Genomic DNA, 21,615 nt, shown 5'->3' with positions numbered 1-21,615 from the left:
CCTCCCTCTCGTTTCTCTCGGTTGTTTTCGGTTAGCGACGGATGCCGGTGGCGAACGGCAGGGTGTTCACGAAGGCGCGGTGGTGCTCGCGGTCGCACCACTCCAGTTTCAGATACGACTTTCCGGCCGAGGCCCGGATCGTCCGCTTGTCGCGGGCCAGGGATTCGGGTGAACGCGAGGACACGGTGATGTACCCCACCAGGTTCACTCCGGCCGCGCCGCTCGCGAGATCTTCACCCCGCTGGTCGAGCCGGCCGTGCGCGGCGATGTCGCGCGGGTCGACGGTGCGGTTCATCTTGGCCTGACGGCTGGCTTCCGCCTCGTCGTTGGTCTTCTCGGTGAGCATCCGCTCGATGGCGATCTCGGTGGGTTCGAGGTCCATGCAGACCGCGACCGTACGGATCACATCGGGCGTGTGGACGAGCAGCGGGGCCAGGAAGTTGACGCCGACGGGCGTCATCGGCCACTCCTTCACCCAGGCCGTGGAGTGGCACCAGGGCGCGCGGGTGGCCGACTCGCGGGTCTTGGCCTGGAGGAACGTCGGTTCGACCGCGTCCAGTTCGGCGGGCCAGGCGTTGCGCTTGGTCATGGCCTGGATGTGGTCGATGGGGTGGTCGGGGTCGTACATCGAATGCACGAGGGAGGCGAGCCGGCTCTGGCCGAGCGGCTGGCGCACCCGGATGTCGGCCTCGGCGAGGCGGGCGCAGATATCGGTGAGTTCGCGCGCCATGACGACGGCGAGACCCGCGTCCCGGTCCAGTTTGCGGCCGGCCTGGGGGCGGGCGGCACGGGCCATGGCATTGGCCTCGGCGGCCAGCTCGCGGGTGTAGTGCATGCAGGCGACGAGGTAGGCGCGGTGCTGCTCGCTGGAGGTGGAGACCATGGACTGCAGCTGGTCGTACGACTCCTGCAGCCAGCCCGGGGACGTCTTGTCGCCGCGTTGGGCGACGTCCTTGGCGTGGGCGTCGGGGTCGGCGGGGAGGGTGCGGGCAAGCATCTGAATGCGGGTCACGAAGCCGTCGCCGTTGGCGACATGCTTCAGCAGCGTGCCGAACCGGTCGACGAGCGCTTCCTGGTCCTCACTGTCGCGCAGCCCGACGCCGGGGCCCTCGATCTCGATCGCGGCGGTCACGGTGCGGCGGTCGGCGTGCAGGAGTACGGCGATCTCGTCCGGGCCGAAGGGGGCGGCGAGCCAGTTGATCCGGCCGATGCCGGGGGGCGGGCCGATCTCGACCTCACGCCCGTCGGCGCCGACGCCCGCCTCCATGGCGGCGGAGCGGTAGGTCGTACCGCGGCGCAGGGTGCGTTTGTAGCTGCGGTTGATTTCGAACCACTTGTACAGGGTGCGGTGCTTGTACGGGAGATACACGATCGCGAGGGCGAGGAGGGGGAAGCCCGCGAGCAGCACGATCCGTGGGGCCAGGTAGGGGACGAGCAGTCCGCTCATCATGCCGAAGAACGCACCGGCGATGATCAGCGCGATCTCGCCGGTCTCGCGGTTCTTGCCGACGATCGCGTTCGGCCGGGCCCGGCCGATGAGATACGTACGGCGGGGCGCGATCGTGTGGGACTGAGTCGTCAACGCCCTCCACCTCCCGTGCTGTTATTACCTGAACTGCCTGATCCGCCACCTCGGGGGGAGCGGCTGCCGTGGGGGGTGCCGGAGGTCGGCCCCGATCCGCTGCGGGGCGGAGGTGCGGCGGAGGGGACAGATCCGCCGCCGGCTCCGCTCCCGCCGCCGGAGTTGCGGGAGCTGTGGGCGGCGACACCGCCGCTGACCGGGTTGGCGGGCCGGGCCCCGCCGCTGCCGCTGTCGCCGCCGTTCTGGCCGCTGCGGCTGCTGTGGGTCTTGATGCCCTGGGAGACGAGAGCGGCAGGGGAGCTGATCATCGCGGCGGCCTGGGAGCCGTCGGTGGCCTGCTTGCGGTTGGTGCGGGCGCCCTGGATCTCGTCGCCGAAGCCGGGGACGAACCGGTAGATCATCGCGGAGGCGAAGATCGCGAGCAGGATGATGGCGAGGCCGGACACGACGGAGGAGAACGCGTTCGGCCCGTCGTCGGTGGAGAGCGCACCGGCAAGTCCGAGGACGATGACGATGACCGGCTTCACCATGATCACCGCGATCATGATGCCTGCCCAGCGGCGTACATGGCCCCACATGTTCTTGTCGACGAGGCCCGCGTAGACGACGGTGCCGAGGAGGGCGCCGACGTAGAGGAGGGCGGCCCGGATGACGAGCTCCAGGTAGAGGACGCCTGCGGCGAGGATCGAGACGAGCGAGACGACGATCAGCATGATCGGCCCGCCGCCGATGTCGGAGCCCTTCTTGAGCGCTTCGGCGAACGACCCGAAGAAGACGTCGGCCTTGTTTCCCGTGGCCGAGGCGATCACGTCACTGACGCCGTCGGTGGCGGATACGAGCACGTAGAGGATGAGCGGGGTGAAAGCTGAGGCGATGACCGTCAGCCAGAGGAATCCGACGGCTTCGGAGATCGCGGTGGTGAACGGGACACCACGGATGGCGCGCTTGGCTACGGCGAACAGCCACAGAACGAGCGTGAGGATGGCGGAGGCCGCGAACACGATCGCGTACTGCTGCCGGAAGGTCTCGTTGGTGAAGTCGACGTTCGCGGTTTGCTTCACGGCCTCGCTGAGATTGCCGACCATCCAGGCGGCGGCGTCGGCGCAGCCTCGGGCGAGGGAGGAGAGGGGGTCCAGGGAGTTGTCGAGGGTGGAGGAGGGGTCGGTTTTGGGGGCGCCTGCGTCGCCGTTTTCGCAGTAGTCCTTGGCGGGGCCGCGGATCAGGTCGCACGCGTTGTTGCTTGCACTGGGCGTCGGGCTCGGCGAGGGCTCAGCGAATGCGCGGCTGGCCAGCATGACGAGAGTGATCTGCAGGCTGGTTGCTGCCGCCACGAGTGAAAGGGATCGGCTGGGTCGTTTACCGGGCATACGTGAACCCTCCGAACTCTTCCACGGCGTTGGCCATCTCTTCGGCAGGGGAAGCAGCCTGGTCACGGCCGACGGGGGTGGGGCCGTCCTTCTGCGTGAAGTCGGTGATCTTCCAGTCTCCGTCGATCCACGCCAGGTCGAAGGTGTTGGTGAACCAGCTCTCGGAGACGGGGTTCTTGGAACCTTCACCGGCTAGCCCGAACAGGGCTGAGTACCAAACGGCGACGCTTGCGGTGTCGCCGTTGAACTTCACAATTTTGGTGCCGGCCGGGTTGGAGCGTGAGATGAAGGTTAGGCCGGCAGGTGCAGTGCCGTCAGCGTTCAGCCCGATGCTGGTGAGGAAGTCCTGACCGGAGTAAACCTTGTCGAGGTCACCCTGGCGGGCAGCGGCGACCGCAGGGGCGTATACGGCGGTGACGATCGCGCGACGACTGCTCTTGTCGAACATGTCGGCTGAGCCGAGCGCCACGGAGTAGTTCGCGGCCGCGCTCTGCGCCCCCTGCTCGTCATGGGCGAACCCCGAAGGGATCGAGCCGTTCTTCCCCGTCACCGGCTTCGTCCCCGTGGCCGCCGTGGACGACGAATCCGGCTTGCTTCCCCCGCTCCCCGAGCCGCCGCCGCTGCCGTCTCCGCCGCCTCCGCCCATGTTCGCGAACGCGATAGCCGCGATCAGAAGGACGACCACGCCGACCACCGTGACGAGGGAGCGGGAGCTGCGGGCGGGGCGGCGGGGGGTGCCGTAGCCGTCGCCGCCCTCGCCGTCGGGGAGGCGGGTACGGGTCTGGCGCGTACCGCCGATGGTGCTGTATCCATCGTCCGTACGACCTGAACCGCTGCCGTAGCCGTTCTCGTCGCCGAGGCTCATGCCGCGTACGCCCCCTCAACCGTTTCCTGAACCGGGTAGTACGACGGTAGCCGTGCGGGTTTCCGCGCTGGCGCGGTGTGGTGACTCGACATCAGAGAAACGTAACCTCTGCCGGTGGGGCACGACGGACGGGTGATGTGGGAGTGGGCGGGACTGCCCCTGACATGGGATGACAGCCGGTCAGACAGCCATCCCGTAGACGATGGTGAACAAGGTGCCCAGCGATCCGATGATGAACACACCGGTCAGACCGGCAACGATCAGCCCCTTGCCCTGCTCCGCGCTGAATGTGTCGCGCAGTGCCGTGGCGCCGATGCGCTGCTTTGCCGCACCCCAGACCGCGATGCCGAGGCAGAGCAGGATGGCAATGGCCATCACGACCTCGATCATTACGCGGGCCTCGTTGCCCAAGGTCCCGAACGGCCCCCAATTCGGGGCGATTCCGCCGATGATGGTGGTGATGTCGCCCTTTTCAGCTGCCAGGATCATGTAAGTCACCGCCCCTGTTGGGTAGTTCATTGCCCCTGTCACACGACACGGGTCGCTCTCTATCTTCGCTGATGAAACTGCTCTCGTACGACGGCTTGACGGCTCTCTTTACCCGGATCTCGCACGTTTGACCGGTCCGACCGCCCTGACCTGCGGATCGAATCGGTGTATGACCGAATATGTATGGTTACTCTGTGTATCACGGAGGGTGACCCCGGGCAATGACTGTCATCCCGCCACCCTGGCCGAGACTCTTACGCAGGGCTGGTCAGCGCAGTGGCTGGTCAGAGCAGGGGGTGGCGTGGGAGGGGTGGCCGGGGCGGTGTCGTCCAGGTCGGCGGCGGCCGGAAATCGCACCAGGTGCCGTCGAAGGGAAACGTTCCGGCCTCGGCGAGCCGTGCGACCGAGGTGCCCTCGCTTCGGATGGCTGACGCTTCGTCGGCCGACCAGTAGGCCGGGTCGCCGGTCTTCTCGGCGAAGGACTGCTCGTCCTTCCACTGCCAGCTCCGGTCCGGGGCCACATTGATGTCGAGTTCGTGGTCGGTGATGTCGATGTCGTCGCCGTGGTGGACCCGGCGCTCCAGATTTACGTACCAGCCACGGAACTTCTGTCTGCGGCTGAAGAGCCAGAGGACGGAGTGCGCGGCGTCGGCGGGCTGGTAGAAGAGCGCGTTGCCCATGGGCCACCGGTCGGCGATCACGGGGTACCCGTCGGCCGGGCGGTCGTGCGGGGCGATGTCCCGCAGGTGTGCCCCGCGCGGAAGCTTCGTACGCCACATGGGCGTGCCGGTCTCCATCCACACCAACTGGCCCGCCTCGGTGCGCTCGACGAGGCGTACGGGCACCGAGGCGCTCAGGTGGCCGCCGATGAAGAAGTTCCAGTGGAGTATCCGGCCCGGGGCGTCGTTCATGCCGTTGGTCATGCCCGGGGGCGAGCGGCCGGACACATGGCGGGACGCCTGGCCCATGGCAGCCCCGGCCCTGGCCGTGCACCGCCCCGATGTGCTGACGCTCGTCGCCGACGAGCTTCTCCTCGGCCGGACGGGGCCGTTACGCACCGTTCCGTACGGGGCCGGCGGCAGACCGGCCCTCACGGCGTGATCAAGAACCTGCAAGCCTTCTTGGCTAGATGTATGAGGGCTGAAACGTCATGACTTCACCTCTGCGCTCTGCTCGCCTCCGGCCGGAAGGGACGCCACGATCGGGCTTGTGCTCGCCGTCCGCCTGGTCTGGGTCGCGAGCACCAGGGCGGCCAGGACGGCAAAGGCCGCGCCGGTCCACATCGCTACGGCGGGGTCGTCTCCGAACAGGCTGATGGTGATGGCGCTGATAGCGGTCCCCAGGGTGACGCCCATGGTGATGACCGCGGTGTGCATGGTGCTGACCAGGTTGCCGACACCACCGACTTCGGCCACCCGGGTGACCAGTGCCGGGTTCATCGTCACCCCGGCGAGGCCGACGACGAGCACCATCCCGAGTGCCACGGCCGGCACATGGCCGCGCAGCGCCAGCAGCCCCAGTGAGACGAACAGCAGCGTGTGCCCGAACCGCAGCACCTTCACTGCGTGCTGGTCGGCGAACTTGCCGACGATCAGATTGCCGACGTAGGAGCAGAGGCCGTAGCCCAGCAGGATCAGGGTCGTGGTGTCGGTGGCGAAGTCGGCGCTCTGTTCAAGGAGCGGGGTGAAGTAGGAGAAGGAAGCGTAGGCGGCCCCGACCGTGAGCAGGCTGACCAGGTACCGAGACCACAACCGGGGTGAGCGCAGGTTGCGTACGTCCTGGGCGGCATCGTCCTGAGTGGCAGCCGCCAGAGGCGGAAGCGCGACCGTACTGATCACGAACAGCAGGAACGCGGCGGCCCCGAGTACGTAGAAGCTGGACTGCCATCCCCACCGGCCGGCGATGAAGTGGGACAAGGGCAGGCCGATCACGGTCCCGACCATGATTCCGCCGAGCACGACCGAGATTGCTTCACCGATCTTCTCCGGACGCGGCGCCAGGCGTGCCCCGAAGGTGACCGATAGTCCGAACCCGGCACCGGCCAGGCATCCGGTCAGGATGCGGACCAGTGCCACCCACCAGTACGCGTGCACGAGCGGAACCATCACCTCTAGTACGGCGTAGGCCGCGACCACGGTCAGCAGGGCTCGCTTGGGTGGGCTGTGCCGGAAGACGAAGGCGAGCAGCGGGCCTCCGATCGCCATGCCCAAGGCGTACAAGGAGACCAACAGGCCTACTTGGCTGGTGCTCACACCGAAGTCGTCGGCGATCGCCGGCATCATTCCGGCGATCTGGAGCTCGCTCATCACCACGACGAGGATCGTCAGCATGAGCACATAGAGCTGTCGTTTCACTTCAGGACCTTCCTCCGCCGATCGACGAGTCCGTGTGTCGACCGGCAGAATCCATTGTTTTGTATTCGAGAATTCAAAATCAGGGCATACGGAAGTGACGCCCACAAGGACGCTGACGCTTGACCGCCTGTGACGCTCAGGCCGCGAGCGCCCCAAGCGCCAGTCGTGCGATCCGGTCGAGCTCTTCAGGTCGAGTGCCGGCCTGGGCCATGACCCGCAGCCCAGAGATGAGGGCGACGACGGACAGCGCAGCCTCCCGCACCGGCAAGTCCGACCTCAAGGTGCCATCGAGCTGTCCCGCACGGAGGGCCTGGCTGAGCAGCGCGATCTGCTGCTGCAGAGCCCCGTCGAGGATCCGCTCGACGCGAGCGTCTCGCACTCCCAGATCCGGATTCATGCGTGTGGCCACCGCCATGCATCCAGCGGCGTGCCCTCGGATAGCCGCCTTGCGCTCCTCGCCGATGACGAGACCGAGCAGGTCGGCCAAGCGTGCCGCGCCGCTGAGCTTCTCATCGGTCAGGATCGACTCCTGCCTGCCGCAGGTGACGTTCACATAGCGCTCCAGCGCCCTTACGAACAGTTCCTCTTTAGAGGTAAAGGCGTTGTAGAGGCTGCTGCGCCGCACGCCCGCCGCTTCACAGAGCTGCTCGGTCGACGTGTCGGCGAAGCCGTGCACGCGGAACTCGCCCGCCGCCGCGTCGAGCACGTCGGACTCTCTGAATGACCGTGGCCTACCCATGCTTCTCACTGTAACGCTTTATGGATTCTGAAGTCCAGAATCGATCGGCTTGCCGCACGCCGGCAAGCGAGCGCCATCAACGTCCTGCCCCGCCACAGCTAGAGGCGGCGTGCCGCAACAACCGCTGAACTGGCCGGTGTGGTGAGTATTTCAGTGGCGTCCAGGGCTGGATGAGTGAGGTAGAACAGGCGGAGCTCATCCACTTCGCCGTCGAAACGAGGCGGCCAATGGGGCGAGGGGGTGAAGTCGTCCAGGATGAGAAGGCCACCGGGAGCAAGCTGCTCGACGACCGCCTGGGGGTCGTCACGCTTGCCCCCGCCGTCGCAGAAGAAGACGTCGAAGGGGGCATGCTGCTCAAGCAGCCGCCAGTCCCCAGTGAGAACGCTGACGCGATCGTCGTCCTCGAAGACACCGGCCGCTCGACGGGCCAGCTCCTCGTCACGCTCTACGGTAACCAGGCGTGCGCCGGCGCCAAGGCCACTGTGCAGCCAGGCGGTTCCCACTCCCGAGCCGGTGCCGCTCTCCGCAATGATTCCGTGGGGTTTCGCAGCAGCGGCCAGCCTGAGCAACCTGCCCACTTCAGGGATGCAACTCTTCTTGAATCCCGCCTCGGAGGCGACACGCTCTGCGGCCACCACGCGAGGCGGAACCACACGTTCTGCCATGATCTCGCCCTCCTTCGCCGTGAACACGACGCTATCCGCCGGCAGAGGCGTCCGCGCGGAGTTCCGCCATTCCGAACCCGGCGAACCTTCCTGGTCAAAGCGACTCGGCGTCGCGCCGGTCGTCGTGGCCGGTGCGGCTCATCCGACTCCCGGCTTCGAAGGCGACGTACGGGAAGTCCTGCTTTGCCCTGGCGCGTTCGTCTTGAGGTCTGGTGCGTCACCACCACCGCCCGTGTCCGCAACGCTGTCCAACTGCATACGGTCCTGCCTGCGGGCCGGCTCCGGTCAGGCCGGTGCCACTGTGTCCTGGCCGCCGGCGAGTTCGGCGAAGTGATCGAACTCGCCGGCCTGGACGCCCTTGGTGAAGGCGTCCCATTTCGTGCGGGTGGTCGTGACGATGTTGGTGGGGTCGCCGGTCTCGCGGAGGTATACGAGTTCGTCCGGGCCGAAGGCGATCTCGATCCAGGGGCCGGGGCCCTCCTCGTCCTCGGGAGCGGCGCGGATCCAGGTGAGGTCGGTGGGGATTTCAGTCATCGGGGCGGCTTTCCTTGAGGGTGCGTACGAGGGCGGCCCAGGCGGCGGGTGTGGTGCGGAGTATCGATCCGGTGGGGTCACCGCTCTCGGTGAGTTCTATTGCTCCGGTACGGGCCGCGGCTACGTGCACGCAGGCTTCGCCCTGTGCGCAGTAGGACGACCTCTGCCAGGTGTGTTCGGACATCGTGGTTCCTTTCACAGGCACTGGGCGACCCTGTGGATGAGTTCCCGGGACCGCTCGACGTCCAGGGCCGCGTCGTCGAGTCGTTCGAGCAGCAGGCGGTACTGGGCCAACTGGGCTTCCGCGTCGATGAACACGGGCCCGTGCGACTGGTCGAGCTGCGCCGTATCGAGTGCGGGCACCGGTCCGCGTACGTAGTACACGGACTGACCCGAGCCCGGATAGTACGTGGTCTCGAAGGGGATCACGCGGATGGTCGTGTGGGGTAGCTCGCTCATTTTGAGCAGGTGCTGGAGCTGCCCCCGGGCGATATTCGGACCGCCGAACATCATGCGCAGAGCGGCCTCGTGAATGACGGCCTGATAGGGGACGGGGTCCGTCCGGTAGAGCACTTCCTGTCGCTTGATGCGGTAGGAGACGCGGTGCTCGATCTCCGGTGGAGACAATTCGGGAACGGCCTGCCGGTAGATCTCCCGGGCGTGATCCACGGTCTGGAGCAGGCCGGGGACGTGGATGCTGTGCGCCGCATGCAGGCCCGTGCCGTGGTGTTCGATCTCGGCCAGGTCGAGCAGCTTGGGCGGCAGGATCTCCCGGTACTCCTCCCACCAGCCACGCCTGCGGTCACTTGTCATGGCGACCAGCGCGTCAATCAGCGCTTGATCGGTGCAGGAGTACGTGTGGGCCGCGACCCGTACCCGGTCGGCGCTCACACCGAACCGCGCCACCTCTATGTTGCTGAGCTGCCCCGAGCTCGTACCCAGGAGGTCGGCTGCCTGAGTGGTGGTCATCCCGGCACGTTCCCGCAGTTTGCGCAGCTCGGCGCCGAGCCGTGCGCGACGTGCGGTAGAGGCGGCCCTGCCTGCCATGTCGAACTCTCCCCTGAAAGCAGCCGAGTTGGAATGTCACTCACACGAGTGGTTCAGCTCAAGGATTCCGTTCAACTGCTGCAAGCAATCCTTGCAGCAGCTTAATCTCTGACTCAGGCCACCCGCCCGGAAGTACCCCGCTCGACGGAGCGGCCTCGTCACCGGGTAACCGCAAACCCATGATTCAACGTCCCTCCGTGAACGGAGACTTCCATGGTCAGTGCCACGGTAACCCCGCCCTGGACGTACACCCTCCAACTCCCGCAGGATCCCCGCGCCCCGGGCGTGGCCCGCGCCACCCTCCGCACCATCCTGCGTGTACACGGCATGTGCGAACTCACCGAGACCGCCGAACTGTTGGCGAGCGAGCTGGTCACCAACGCCTACCTGCACTCCTCGGGGGCGTACTCCCTGCGCCTGCGCGACGCCGGGCGCAGTCGTATCCGGCTGAGCGTCTGGGACACCAACCCGCACATCCCCGCCCCGTTCCAATGGAGCGCCGAGGCCCCGGCGGAGCTCGCCGAACGAGGGCGGGGGCTCTACCTCGTCACCCTCTACGCGGAGAGCTGGGGCGCGTACCCCATGCGTGGCGGGCTGCCGGGGCAGGGCGGGAAACTGCTCTGGGTGGAGTGCGCGGCCAAGGGGGAGGACGAGGGGGATCGCTGGCCGGGCGACAGACGTACGGGGCGGGCATAGCCTCGTTGCATGGTGAAGAGCGAGGCGAAGGACGTGGCCGGGTATCTGGCCGAGGTGCCCGAGGAGCGCAGGGACGCCCTGGCGAGGCTGCGGGATTTGTGCCGGGCGGAGTTGGCCGGGTTCGACGAGGTCATGGCGTACGGGATGCCCGCGTACGAGCGGGACGGCACTGCGGAGATCGCGTTCGCCTCGCAGAAGCAGTACATCTCCTTCTACCTGATGCGCAGCGACGTGCGTGAGGCTTTCGCGGAACGGCTGGCCGGGCAGGACATGGGGAAGGGCTGCCTGCGCTTCCGTAGGACGGAGGCGATCGACTACGACCTGGTGCGGGAGCTGCTCCGGGCGACGGCGGCGGGGCCGGGCGAGGTCTGCTGAGCGGGCTCGGCACTCCCGTGACCGGCGGAAATTCGCTGGCGGTGGGCCGGGGGGCTGTGTAAGAAGGCGGCCATGAATACCTCCACCACCCCCATATCCCCGGTCGCTGCCCAGAACCCCGCCGACCGGCGGACCTTCGTCCGCGCCACGCTCGACCTGGGAGACGTACTGCTGCGCCCATGGGGCCGGGAAGTCGCCGAGCTGGACGTGATGCTGGACGGCCTGGTCGCTGCCGCGGCGGACCCGCTGATTGCCCTCTGGAATCCCTTCCCGGCAGCCGACCGCAACGAAGCCATGGCGTTGCTGGAGGTTCGCGAAGGTGGCTGGGACCGGGGCAGCGTCGCCTCCTTCGCTGTGCTGGGCGCTGCCGACGGTGCCCTGCTGGGCAATGTCACCGTGCGCTGGGTCGACCGTGCGGACGGCTTGGCGATGATGGGCTACTGGGTGCTGCCGGCCGCCCGTGGAAGGAGCGTGGCCACCAGAGCGACTCGCGCGGTGACCAGTTGGGCCTTCAGGACGGCCGACGCCCGCCGGATCGAGATCGCCCACGCTGTCGGCAACGAGGCATCCTGCCGGGTGGCCGACCGCTGCGGCTACCTTCCCGAGGGCACGCTGCGCGACTCCCACCGCTTCGGCGACGGCGCGTACCACGACGAGCACCTGCACGCCCGCCTGTCCTCCGACCCGGAACCGACCGACCCCGCAGGTGGGCCGACGGCCTGAGGCGACCCGGCCACCTTTCCCGTGATCAGCTCGGCTGCTGGCCCCTGCGATGCCCATGGGGCCGCCAACTCGCTCCAGAAGCCCACGACATGGGACGAATGCCCGTGTTGGCGGGATCCGGTCAACGGGCTCGGCGCGGCACGGCCGCGCCCGTTCGGGTGAACTGCACAGCCTGGCGTACCGGGCCTGCGGGGGAATTACGCCTTGAGGCGCGTGTGGGCGCGGCGTGTCGCCCGCACGGGATTTGGCACAGTGCCGCTCCACGATCAAGGACGGAGCGGGGTGGCCGGAGTGGCAGTGGTGGGACAGCCGGGGGGCCGGCAGCGGCTGAGTGATCTGGCGGGCGAGGCGGGTGGCGGCGGCAGGGACGTACTGAAGCACAGCGACGGAGTCTGGCTACGGGCCGCCGGTGGTGCGGAGGGGATGTGTACGCACCTCGGCCCGGTGAAGTCGGAACTGGAGACAGCGCACGAGGGCCTGCTCACGGGGACCGGAGGTCTGACCGCGCTGGCGGAGCTGGGATCGGTACGGGAGTCGTGGGTGCGACGGTTCGAGGCCGCGCGGGGGGAGTGCGGGGCGCTGGCCGGGAAGCTGAGGGCCGTCGCCCGGGCCCAGGGCGAGACGAACGAGACAGTAAAGGCGTCGTTCGCGCCGGTGGCGTCGTCGGGTCGGGGTGAGGCGCGATGATGCTCACCTGGGCGCAGTTACGCGACCTGAAATGCGGCGAACTGGAGGGTGCGGCCGACGGGTGGGGCAAGGCGAGCAACCGTGCCGACGCGGGCCGGGACCGCATCGAGACGCAACTCCTGACCGGATTGCGCGGTACGCAGCGGGGCGCGGCGGCGGACGCGGCGGTCGGGCGGCTCAAGCAGCTGAGCCGGAACCTGAGTTACGTCTACACGGAGTGCGGTCTGCTCCGTACGACGCTGAACAGCCTGGCCCATGAGCTGCGCATCCAGCAACGGGCGTTGCGGGAGGCGCTGGACGATGCGGAGTCCCTGAAGTTCACCGTGCACGCGGACGGTTCGGTGACGTATCCGGCGGCGGGCGCTGGCCTGATCGACGGAAAGCCGCTGCCGGGCGGGACGGCGTCGGTGGGTTCGTTGCCGGGCCTCCTGCCGCCTTCGGGCCTGGTCGCGCCCAACCCGAACGTGGCGAAGGCGCAGGACATCGCGGACCGGGTGGCGAAGGCCGTACGGACGGCGGCCGAGATCGACTGGCGGTACGCCCGCATTTTGCGCAAGTTGAGGGCCGAGGAGGGCCTGAAGGTCCCCGACGCCACGTGGACCGACGCGGCGGGCGACGCGGCCGCGGTACGGGACGCGGCACGCGGCTACCTGAAAGACGGCATCCCCCGCGACGCCTCACCGGCCGAGCGGAAGTCCTGGTGGGCCGGCCTGACGGACGAACAACGCGAAGAGTACCTGGCGGTGTACCCGGACCAGATCGGCAACTTGGACGGCATTCCGGCTGTGGTGAGGGATGCGGCGAACCGGGACAACCTGCAGCTGCTGATGGGGAAGCTGGAGGGGCGGGACGACGCGAAGGCGGAGACGCAGTTGGCGGGGCTGCGGGAGATCGACCGGCAGTTGCGGGAGGGGCGGCAGCCTCCGATGTTTCTGCTCGGCATTGGGGATCAGGGGAACGGGCGGGCGATTGTCTCGTTCGGGAACCCGGATACGGCTCGGAATGTTTCGGCGTATGTGCCGGGGTTGGGGACATCCCTTGACGAGGAATTTGCTCGGGATGACCTGAAGCGGGCTCGGGACACGGCGCTTGGCTCTCGGAAATACGACGCATCCAGTGCAGCGATTGTCTGGCTTGGGTACGACGCGCCGCAGCAGCCGATTGACGACCCGCTCGGAGGGTTGGCCGTGATGGGTAATGAGAGAGCAGAGGAGGGTGGGCTCGCATACGGCGAGTTTATGACCGGACTGGAAGTCACGAATGAGAACGAAGATCCGCATTTGACTGCTATTGGTCACTCGTATGGGTCGCGCACAGTGGGAGCGGCCACGCAACATAATGGCGGAATCCCGGGAGTTGACGACATCATTCTGGTCGGAAGTCCTGGTGTCGGTGTAGACCACGCAAGTGATCTCGGCGTGGGAAAGGATCACGTATTCGTTGGCGCTGCGGAGAATGACATTGTCACCAAGCTTCCTTCCAAGCAGCAATCTGTCGTCGGCGTTGCGGGAACGATCGCTGCTGGCCCAGCGATTGGTTACGTGGCGGGAGATATTGCCGATCAGGGGGACGACGACCTCTGGTTCGGTAAAGACCCGGCTAGCGAAGCGTTCGGAGCAAGACGTTTCCCTGTTGACGCTGGGCCACGGCTGGTAAACCGTCACGGATTCAGCCTGGAAGCGCATTCGCATTACTTCGATCCCAGTAGGGATTCCATGTCTGCCGACAATATCGCTCTGATCACTTCGGGGCATTCGAAGAGAATCAAGGTGGAGGAGCATCGGTGAGACGAATCGCTGCAATTGTGATCGCTGTCATTCTGATGAATGTAGCATTATCTGCTTGTTTGGGTGGCGGGCTGCCACTGAGCGGAACGGGGAGGCCTGGCATGAATATGCAGGACGCGGCGGATCGGGCCGACGTAATTCTCGATGAAGTATTTGAGGAGATTCATCCAGAGGTTCAATGGACGCACGGTCCGACAACAATCGGAAGCTGTGATTTGACTCGTCGGCGCACGGTCATGACCATTGTTTCACGAGAGCGTAGGGGGAGCCTCCTCGGCCTCGTTGATCGGTTTTGGCGAAAGAGTGAATACCGAATCAAGGCGGTCAATAGGGATGTCGAATTTCCTGCTATCTACGCACAGACCAAGGACGGCTTCGGTGTCAGCCTGAGCATCGGAGGCGAGGGGCAAGCCTTCTTCGAGGTGGACAGCCCTTGCGTCAAGGAATCTGAGGTCGCGGATCCGATCACCAAACCCAACGGACCGAGCTACGCGGACGCCGAGATCATCCCCCGCCCCAACGTCCGCTCCGACTTCTGGTCCGCCGGAGCGCCCTGACGGCACGTCATCATCCCCAATGACCCATATCAAGCCAGTCGGTGGGGGTAAGGGGCAGGCTGGCCACCTGGGACTTTGAGTCCTGCATTGGGCCCTGGGGCCCATGCCGCGCCCAGTGTTGGTGTGGTCGCATACAGAGACCGGGGGGAACTGTCGCTGCGCCCACTCACCAAGCTGGGAGACTCGTCGTGTCTGGCATACGAGAATTAGCAGTACCGGGTGGCGCCGGCATAAGCGCTGCCGAGGCCCGTCCGGGCAGACAGTCGTTGTCGCGTCCTCTGCAAGCAGTGCTGATTCTCGTACGACTGCTCTTCGTCGTCACCGTCGTGGGTGCGATCGACGCGCTGGTCGTGGCGTCGTCCGTCGATGCGGTCGACGGTCACCTCCTGGGCATGGTGCTGTACGCCGCACTGCCCGGCGTCACCGGATTCGTACTGTCGCTGTACATGCGGACCGGCGGCGTCTGGGTCTGGCGTGGGCTCCTCGCAGTACACGCCTGGCTCATCCTCGGCGCCCTGGCGACACTGAGCGAGGACACCGGCGGGCAGGGTGTGACGCAACTGGTGATGCCGGTTGTGGTCGTTGTCCTGTTGTTGCGGGCCGGCTCACGCGAATGGTTCAGGCTCAGTCCTGAACAGCGCGCCGAGCACCGGCCGTTCAGCATCGCGCGGATGATCAAGTGGCGTCGGGACGCCGGTCAGACCGCGATGGAGTACCTGGGCATGATCCTCGTGGTCGTGGCCCTCATCGGCGGGCTCGTGGCAACGGGTATCGGCGGGCAGCTGACCGGGGAGATCCGTAACGCCATCTGCCAGCTGACCGGAAGCGCCTGCCCGGCACCCGATGTCGACGTGGTCGCCGGCGAGGGCACAGATACGGGTAACGGCGGCGGCACCTCGACCGGGGGCGGATCCGATTCCGCCGGCGGTGCGGGGTCCGAGGGCGCGACCGTGACCGGGGGCACGGGGTCCGGCGGCTCGGACACATCCGGCGGGTCCACCACGTCCGGAGGATCGGATTCCGGTGGCTCCGCCTCATCCGGTGGCTCCGGCAGCTCCGGTGGCACAGACGGCTCCGGTGGCACAGACGGCACCGGTGGTTCCGAAACCGCCGGCGGTTCCTCCGGATCCGCCTCCGGCGATTCTTCTACGCAGGTCGACGCGGGTAGACAAAACTCGGACACCAACTCCTCCCGCCCCTCGGACGGCAACTTCCTCACCGGCGTCGTCGGCAAGGACGGCCTGTGGGGCGACGTCAGCGGTGCCGTCGACACCATCTTCAACCCCGGCGACACCGTCAAGGGCATTGCCGACCAGTACGGCCAGGCCGCACGGGGCGCCGGCGACAAGTGGAACAAGGGCGACCACGTAGCCGCCGTCCGGGACATGGCCAAGGCATCCGGCGGGGGCGGCGGCGCGGTGGCCGGGCTGCCCGGCTCCGGTAGTCGCGTCGAGTCGGCGGTACGGGACGCGACGCGCAAATACCTCAACGACCGTATTCCCTACAATGGGACTGCCGCCCAACGCAGGGACTGGTGGAACGGGCTGACGCAGCAACAACGCGATCAGTACCTGGAGCTCTCCCCGGACAAGATCGGCAATCTGGACGGCATCCCGGTGGCGGACAGGGACGCGGCCAACCGGAAGAACCTTCCGGACCTGATTTCGAAGCTGGAGGGGAAGACCGACTCCAAGTCGAAGGATCAGCTGGCGGCGTTGAAGGAGATCGACCGGCAGCTGCAGGAGGGGAGCAAGCCGCCGATGTACCTGATCGGCATCAGCGACGAGGGCAACGGCCGGGCGATCGTCTCCTACGGGAACCCCGACACCTCGAAGAACGTGTCGGCCTATGTGCCGGGGCTGAACACTTCGCTCGACGAGGAGTTCGCGAAGAACGACCTCAAGCGTGCCCGTGACACGGCCATCGGCGCCCAGGGTTACGACTCGTCCACCGCGTCGATCGTCTGGCTCGGATACGACGCACCGCAGACGCCGGACGGGCTGCACAGCCTGGCGGTCGCGGGCACCGGCCGGGCGGACAAGGGCGGCGCGGCCTACAGCGACTTCATGGGCGGTATCGCGGCCACCAACCAGAACAGGGACCCGCACATCACGGCCATCGGGCACTCCTACGGTTCACGCACCGTGGGCTCCGCGACGCAGCGCGACGGCGGTATTCCGGGGGTGGACGACATCATCCTGGTCGGCAGTCCGGGGGTGGGCGTGGACCGCGCCGTGGACCTCGGCGTCGGCAGCGGGCACGTATTCGTCGGCGCCGCCGCCAACGATCCGGTGACCAAGCTCCCGTCCAAGACACAGACCGTCGTGGGTGCGATCGGGATGCTTCTGGGAGGGCCCGCCGGTGCATACTTCGCCGGAGACCTGGCCGACCCGGGCGACGACGACCTCTGGTTCGGCAAGGACCCGGCCAGCAAGGCTTTCGGGGGCACGCGGTTCCCGGTCGCCCCGGGCCAGCCCCTGATCAGCGGCGACGGGGTGAGCTTCGATGCGCACTCCAACTACTTCGATCCGGTACGAGACGCTATGTCGGCGGACAGCATCGCTCTGATCGTGTCGGGACACTCCGACAGGCTCAAGATGGAGGAACAGCGATGAAGCGAAGGTTCCAGATCGTTGCGGTGGCCCTGGCTTTCGGCTTCGCACTGTCCGGCTGCGGCAACGACAGCGGACAATCGAGCGGCAGTGAGAGCGCCGGGACCATCAAGAGCAGCAAGAGCACCAAGGAGAGCGGCATGGACATGCAGGAGGCCGCCGAACGGTCCGACGGCATGCTCGACGCCGTACTGAAGGAGATCAGTCCCGAGGTGCAGTGGGCGCACGGCCCGACGACGACGGGCAGCTGCGATGTGACGCGCAGGCGCACCGTGATGACCATCGTGTCCGCGGAGCGCCGGCAGAGCTTCCTGGACCAGGTCGAGAAGTTCTGGCGCAAGAGCGACTACCGCATCAAGGCGAAGAACAACGACAAGGAGTTCCCGGCGGTCTACGCACAGACGAAGGCCGGCTTCGGCATCAGTGTGAGTTTCCGCGGCAACGGGCAGGCGTTCTTCGAAGCGGACAGCCCCTGCGTGAAGGAGTCGAAGGTCGCCGACTCCACCTCCGAGCCGAACGGACCTGCCTACGAAGGGGTGTACCCCCTTCCGCGCCCCAACGTGCACTCCGACTACTGGTCGGCCGGAGCATCCTGATGGCGAGTCAGTGCGTCGGAGCCGCCGGTCGACGACCCTGATGAAAACCCGGATGATTCGTACACACCCGCGAAACCGCTCATGAACCCGGTCCCGATGGGGGATGGTTGAGGGGTGCGGAAATTCTGGGTGGTTGGTGGCATCGGTGTCGGCATGGCCATGTGCTTCGTGGCGCTGCTCGTCGTCGGTACGTACTCCGCCGCTGCCGGACTCGTCAGTTCCGGCAGCGGCGGAGCCGTCGGGCTGGCGAAGGGGGCCGTGCCCGCGAAATTCCAGCCCCTGGTGGAGAAGTGGGGCAACCTCTGCCCCGCCATCAACCCGGCCCTGCTGGCCGCCCAGCTGTACCAGGAGAGCGGGTGGAACCCCCGGGCCGAGAGTCCCGCCGCCGCTCAGGGCATCGCCCAGTTCATCCCGGGCACCTGGGCCGGTCACGGGATCGACGGGGACAAGGACGGGGACCGGGACGTATGGGATCCGGCCGATGCGATTCCGTCCGCCGCCTCGTACGACTGCGAACTGGCCGGGTACGTGAAGAAGGTGCCGGGGGATCAGACGGACAACATGCTGGCCGCGTACAACGCCGGTGCGTACCGGGTGATCCGGTCGGGCGGGGTTCCGGACATCGCGGAGACGCAGAACTACGTCACCATCATCCGGTCCCTGGAGAAGAGCTTCGCCCGGCCCGTCGGACGGGTGCAGCCCTCGCAGCAGGCGGCCGGGGCGATCTACTTCGCGCAGAAGAAGCTCGGTACGAAGTACTTGTGGGGCGGCAACGGTACGGCGGAGCAGGGCGGGCGGTTCGACTGTTCGGGATTGACCCAGGCCGCGTACCGCACCGTGGACATCGAGCTGCCCCGGGTGGCGAACGATCAGTACAACGCCGGGCCGCACCCCTCGCGGGACGAGTTGCTCCCCGGTGACCTGGTCTTCTTTTCGGACGATCTGAACAACTCGCGGGCCATCCACCATGTGGGGCTGTACGTCGGGGGCGGGTACATGATCAACGCTCCGTACACCGGGGCCGTGATCCGGTTCGACAAGATCGACACGCCCGACTACTTCGGTGCGACGCGCGTGACCAAGGACGGGGCCGCAGCCCTTCCGACCGCCCTCCCGGCGGCATGACGCCGGGACGGCGGTGGCCGGAACTCTCCGTGAAGGCTGGGCCCTGAGCTGCGACGATGAGTCACTCTTCGATAACGTCATGGTGATCATTCGATGGAGGGTGGAACGCACGCACAAGGCACGTCGTTCCCTGGGTGGACCGGACAGCGGTGCACTGACCGTGCGGCGCTGATCGGGGAAGACCTCAACGGACAGAGCCGCCACGCAGTACTGATCCACGTATGACCGATTTACCGATCCACGCAGTGATCGAACCGACACGGGGGTTCGTCAAAGCGGTGCACATGGGTGTGGACCGCGGCAGCAGACAAGACAAGGGGCCGCAGCAGATGGCTGGACTCGCAATGGATGGGTCGAACCCCGACGTCAGCCTGCTCTACGACATCAATGGACTCGCGAAGTCCGCTCCCACCTGGTTCGACCGGGTCATGGAGTTCGTCGGCGAGTACGGGATCATGCTCGGCATGGTCCTGGTGGTCCTGTGGTGCTGGTGGAGCGTGCGTCGGCGCGGCACGGCCGATGATTCGGTGACGGCGGTCGCAGGGATCGTCTGGGCGCCGCTCGCCGCCGGGATCGCGCTGCTCATCAACATCCCGATCCGCGGCTTCGTGGAGCGGCCGCGTCCGTTCCGGGATCACCAGGGGCTGGATGTCCTGGTGGACGGGAAGAACGACTTCTCCTTCGTGAGCGACCACGCCACGATGGCGATGGCTCTGGCCGTCGGGCTCTTCGTGGCCAACCGGAAGTTCGGCATCGCCGCGATCGCGCTCGCCCTGCTGGAAGGCTTCTGCCGGATCTACATGGGTGTCCACTACCCGACCGACGTCATCGGCGGATTCGCGCTCGGCACGGCAGTCGCTCTGCTGCTCGCCCCGCTGGCGATGATGCTGCTGACCCCGTTGGTGGCGGCCGTCTCCCGTTCGGACCGGCTCGGATGGCTCGTACGGTCGCGCCGGCCGGAGCCGTCCGCAACGGCGGACGGGCGGGCCGGGGCGTTCGGGATTCCCGAGCCGCGGCCACGGACGGGCGACGGGGACGGCGAGAAGGACCTGGCCGCGTAGGAGGCGACCGGGACCATCGGTGGCCGGTGCCGGTGCCGGTGCTGTGGCCGGACGCCGAGCCCGTGGCCATACGTCACGCCCGTGACCGTACGTCACGGGCATCGCCGTACGTCAGAGAGCCTGTGGGAAAGCGAAGAGGCGGCCGGGGTCGTACTGCTTCTTCAGCCGGGTGAGACGGTCGGCCGCCGAGCCGTAGTAGGCCCGGCGCCAGTCGGTCAGCGTCGGGTCCGTGTAGTTCTGGTACGCCGCTCCGGACGCGTACCGGCGCATCGCCGCGTGGGTGATTTTCAGCCAGTCCTGTTGGGCGCTGCCCGCCGTGCCGGGTCTCCAGGAACCGATGTACTGGGCGAGTACGCGTGAGCGGCGGTGGACGAAGGCCGTCGCCTGCGGGGAGACCCGATTGATCGCCCCGCCGAGTGCGGTGAGCATGATGGAGCCGCCGCCTCCACTCCGGGTGACGGGAATCCGGGTGAACGCCTCGGCCCGGTCGAGCAGGGCACTCACGCCCGCCGGGGACAGGGAGCGGTCGTAGAAGTCGGACGCGGCGGCGTACGTCTCGCGCTGGAGCGTGCCCTGTGGGGTGCGGCCGGGCGTCGTGCCCGGCAGATGGCACTGGGCGTCGGTGATGCCCGAGCAGCCCGCGTACACGAGCATCGACTCCTGGTAGCTGCGGCGGCGCAGCGAGACGGAGGAGGCCGAGGCACCGATCCGGTCGGCGAGGCGGTCCACGGCGTTCTGCAGGTCGCCGTACGTACCGAGGCTGAACGCGGCCACCGAGACGGTCGGGTGGCCGCCGCCCGGGCCCGCGTCGAGATGGGCCGAGGACCAGATCTCATCGGGCTGGGACGGCCCCCACTCCTGCCAGGCCTGGACGACGGCCCGGGCGCGCGACCACGGCCAGGACATGTACGCGGTGACGGTCTGCGGGGCCGGGCGGGTACGGAACGTCAGTTCTGTGACCACGCCGAAGTTGCCGTTGCCCGCGCCGCGCAGCGCCCAGAAGAGGTCCGGGTGGTGTTTGGCGTCCACGGTGAGGGTCTTGCCGTCGGCCGTGACGACGGTCGCCGCGGTGAGGCTGTCGCAGGTCAGGCCGTACGCACGGGAGGCGACACCGTGGCCGCCGCCGAGGGTGAGGCCGGAGATGCCGACCGTGGGGCAGGAGCCGCCGGGGATCGTCAGGCCGTGGCGGGCGAGGCCCCGGTAGACGTCGGTGAGCTTGGCGCCCGCACCGATCGTGCCGTTCCTGTCGACGCGGGACAGTGACGAGACGTCAAGGACAAGGCGTCCGTTGCCGCTCGACCAGCCGGCGTAGGAATGACCGCCGCTGCGGATGGACACGGGGGTGGCGGTGCGGCGGGCGAAGGCCAGGCACTCGCGAATGTCCGCCTCGTGCTTGACGTAGGCGACCGCAGCGGGCTTCTGACCGTCGAAGCGGGTGTTGTAGAGCTGACGGGCGGTCGGGTAGGCCGCGTCCTGGGGGCGTACGAGGATGCCGTCGAGGCTCTTGGCCAGGGCGGGCCAGTTCGCCGGGCCGGAGGGGGAGGGTTTCGACGGGACCGATGAGGCCGGTGAGGCAGGAGTGGTGCCGCCCGTGGTGCCCGACGTGCCCGAGGAGTTGTCGCCGTCACCGGTTGCGGAACCGGAGCCGGATGCGGCGCTGCAGGCGGTCGCGGTGACGCCGGTGAGTGCTGCTGCGGCGCCCGCGGTGAGCAGGGTGCGCCGGTCGGGCAGGGGCGGCAGGTTCATCGGACCTC

Annotated in this window: 23 protein-coding genes; 11 read left to right on the top strand and 12 right to left on the bottom strand. The window is 67.5% G+C overall.

Features of this window, described 5'->3' with window-relative positions:
- Nucleotides 1-31 precede the first annotated feature (31 nt).
- The 5 genes from OG953_RS20155 to OG953_RS20135 all read right to left on the bottom strand — a co-directional run bounded on the left by OG953_RS20155 (nucleotide 32) and on the right by OG953_RS20135 (nucleotide 5,271).
- A complete protein-coding gene (locus tag OG953_RS20155) occupies nucleotides 32-1,582 on the bottom strand; it encodes an SCO6880 family protein (RefSeq protein ID WP_405685915.1) in 1,551 nt (516 codons plus the stop codon).
- Nucleotides 1,579-2,949 (bottom strand): hypothetical protein, encoded by a 1,371-nt coding sequence (locus tag OG953_RS20150; protein WP_405685913.1) that lies wholly within the window; start codon nucleotides 2,947-2,949, stop codon nucleotides 1,579-1,581. The genes OG953_RS20155 and OG953_RS20150 overlap by 4 nt, the downstream gene beginning before the upstream one ends.
- On the bottom strand, nucleotides 2,939-3,814 hold the full coding sequence (locus OG953_RS20145; RefSeq protein ID WP_405685912.1) for a hypothetical protein: 876 nt from the start codon (nucleotides 3,812-3,814) through the stop codon (nucleotides 2,939-2,941). Before OG953_RS20145 ends, OG953_RS20150 begins: the two co-directional genes overlap by 11 nt.
- 180 nt (nucleotides 3,815-3,994) lie before the next feature.
- Nucleotides 3,995-4,303, bottom strand: coding sequence for a hypothetical protein (locus OG953_RS20140; RefSeq protein ID WP_018101695.1), 309 nt, complete (start codon nucleotides 4,301-4,303; stop codon nucleotides 3,995-3,997).
- Nucleotides 4,304-4,587: 284 nt separating this feature from the next.
- On the bottom strand, nucleotides 4,588-5,271 hold the full coding sequence (locus tag OG953_RS20135; RefSeq protein ID WP_405685911.1) for a DUF402 domain-containing protein: 684 nt from the start codon (nucleotides 5,269-5,271) through the stop codon (nucleotides 4,588-4,590).
- On the opposite strand from OG953_RS20135, the gene OG953_RS20130 reads away from it, so the two are divergent.
- A complete protein-coding gene (locus tag OG953_RS20130; RefSeq protein WP_405685909.1) occupies nucleotides 5,270-5,404 on the top strand; it encodes a hypothetical protein in 135 nt (44 codons plus the stop codon). The genes OG953_RS20135 and OG953_RS20130 overlap by 2 nt on opposite strands.
- Before the next feature lie 47 nt (nucleotides 5,405-5,451).
- Here OG953_RS20130 and OG953_RS20125 read toward each other — a convergent pair whose 3' ends face one another.
- From OG953_RS20125 to OG953_RS20100, 6 genes are all read right to left on the bottom strand, one after another.
- The gene (locus OG953_RS20125) at nucleotides 5,452-6,657 is read right to left on the bottom strand and encodes an MFS transporter (protein ID WP_405685907.1); all 1,206 of its coding nucleotides are present in this window, start codon (nucleotides 6,655-6,657) and stop codon (nucleotides 5,452-5,454) included.
- A gap of 136 nt (nucleotides 6,658-6,793) precedes the next feature.
- Nucleotides 6,794-7,363 (bottom strand): TetR/AcrR family transcriptional regulator, encoded by a 570-nt coding sequence (locus OG953_RS20120; RefSeq protein ID WP_405685906.1) that lies wholly within the window; start codon nucleotides 7,361-7,363, stop codon nucleotides 6,794-6,796.
- A 131-nt stretch (nucleotides 7,364-7,494) separates the two neighbouring features.
- Nucleotides 7,495-8,061, bottom strand: a complete 567-nt coding sequence (locus tag OG953_RS20115; protein ID WP_405691934.1) for an O-methyltransferase — start codon at nucleotides 8,059-8,061, stop codon at nucleotides 7,495-7,497.
- Nucleotides 8,062-8,346: 285 nt separating this feature from the next.
- Entirely contained in the window at nucleotides 8,347-8,595 is a 249-nt protein-coding gene (locus tag OG953_RS20110) for a DUF397 domain-containing protein (protein ID WP_405685904.1), read from the bottom strand.
- Nucleotides 8,588-8,779 carry a DUF397 domain-containing protein gene (locus tag OG953_RS20105; protein WP_405685903.1) on the bottom strand — a complete coding sequence of 64 codons (192 nt, stop codon included), beginning with the start codon at nucleotides 8,777-8,779 and terminating at the stop codon, nucleotides 8,588-8,590. Before OG953_RS20105 ends, OG953_RS20110 begins: the two co-directional genes overlap by 8 nt.
- Nucleotides 8,780-8,790: 11 nt before the next feature.
- A complete protein-coding gene (locus tag OG953_RS20100; protein WP_405685901.1) occupies nucleotides 8,791-9,642 on the bottom strand; it encodes a Scr1 family TA system antitoxin-like transcriptional regulator in 852 nt (283 codons plus the stop codon).
- A gap of 213 nt (nucleotides 9,643-9,855) precedes the next feature.
- On the opposite strand from OG953_RS20100, the gene OG953_RS20095 reads away from it, so the two are divergent.
- From OG953_RS20095 to OG953_RS20050, 10 genes are all read left to right on the top strand, one after another.
- Entirely contained in the window at nucleotides 9,856-10,338 is a 483-nt protein-coding gene (locus tag OG953_RS20095; RefSeq protein ID WP_405685899.1) for an ATP-binding protein, read from the top strand.
- A 9-nt stretch (nucleotides 10,339-10,347) separates the two neighbouring features.
- Nucleotides 10,348-10,713: an iron chaperone gene (locus OG953_RS20090; protein WP_405685897.1), complete on the top strand. Its 366-nt coding sequence runs from the start codon at nucleotides 10,348-10,350 to the stop codon at nucleotides 10,711-10,713.
- A gap of 72 nt (nucleotides 10,714-10,785) precedes the next feature.
- Nucleotides 10,786-11,436: a GNAT family N-acetyltransferase gene (locus OG953_RS20085; RefSeq protein ID WP_405685895.1), complete on the top strand. Its 651-nt coding sequence runs from the start codon at nucleotides 10,786-10,788 to the stop codon at nucleotides 11,434-11,436.
- Between the two features lie 282 nt (nucleotides 11,437-11,718).
- Nucleotides 11,719-12,123, top strand: coding sequence for a hypothetical protein (locus tag OG953_RS20080; RefSeq protein ID WP_405685893.1), 405 nt, complete (start codon nucleotides 11,719-11,721; stop codon nucleotides 12,121-12,123).
- Nucleotides 12,120-13,910 carry an alpha/beta hydrolase gene (locus OG953_RS20075; protein WP_405685892.1) on the top strand — a complete coding sequence of 597 codons (1,791 nt, stop codon included), beginning with the start codon at nucleotides 12,120-12,122 and terminating at the stop codon, nucleotides 13,908-13,910. Before OG953_RS20080 ends, OG953_RS20075 begins: the two co-directional genes overlap by 4 nt.
- Before the next feature lie 101 nt (nucleotides 13,911-14,011).
- A complete protein-coding gene (locus tag OG953_RS20070; RefSeq protein ID WP_405685891.1) occupies nucleotides 14,012-14,467 on the top strand; it encodes a hypothetical protein in 456 nt (151 codons plus the stop codon).
- 287 nt (nucleotides 14,468-14,754) lie between these two features.
- On the top strand, nucleotides 14,755-17,082 hold the full coding sequence (locus OG953_RS20065) for an alpha/beta hydrolase (protein ID WP_405685890.1): 2,328 nt from the start codon (nucleotides 14,755-14,757) through the stop codon (nucleotides 17,080-17,082).
- Nucleotides 17,079-17,675, top strand: a complete 597-nt coding sequence (locus OG953_RS20060; RefSeq protein WP_405685889.1) for a hypothetical protein — start codon at nucleotides 17,079-17,081, stop codon at nucleotides 17,673-17,675. Before OG953_RS20065 ends, OG953_RS20060 begins: the two co-directional genes overlap by 4 nt.
- A gap of 129 nt (nucleotides 17,676-17,804) precedes the next feature.
- Entirely contained in the window at nucleotides 17,805-18,800 is a 996-nt protein-coding gene (locus OG953_RS20055; protein WP_405685888.1) for an NlpC/P60 family protein, read from the top strand.
- Between the two features lie 329 nt (nucleotides 18,801-19,129).
- The gene (locus OG953_RS20050; RefSeq protein WP_405685887.1) at nucleotides 19,130-19,861 is read left to right on the top strand and encodes a phosphatase PAP2 family protein; all 732 of its coding nucleotides are present in this window, start codon (nucleotides 19,130-19,132) and stop codon (nucleotides 19,859-19,861) included.
- A gap of 111 nt (nucleotides 19,862-19,972) precedes the next feature.
- Here OG953_RS20050 and OG953_RS20045 read toward each other — a convergent pair whose 3' ends face one another.
- Complete coding sequence (locus tag OG953_RS20045; protein ID WP_405685885.1) at nucleotides 19,973-21,607, bottom strand: FAD-binding oxidoreductase; 1,635 nt, start codon at nucleotides 21,605-21,607, stop codon at nucleotides 19,973-19,975.
- Between the last annotated feature and the right edge of the window lie 8 nt (nucleotides 21,608-21,615).

Source organism: Streptomyces sp. NBC_00057 (genome assembly GCF_045041165.1).
Classification (GTDB): Bacteria; Actinomycetota; Actinomycetes; order Streptomycetales; family Streptomycetaceae; genus Streptomyces.
Note: the sequence above shows the minus strand (reverse complement) of the source record. Positions and strands in the feature narration are given on the sequence as shown.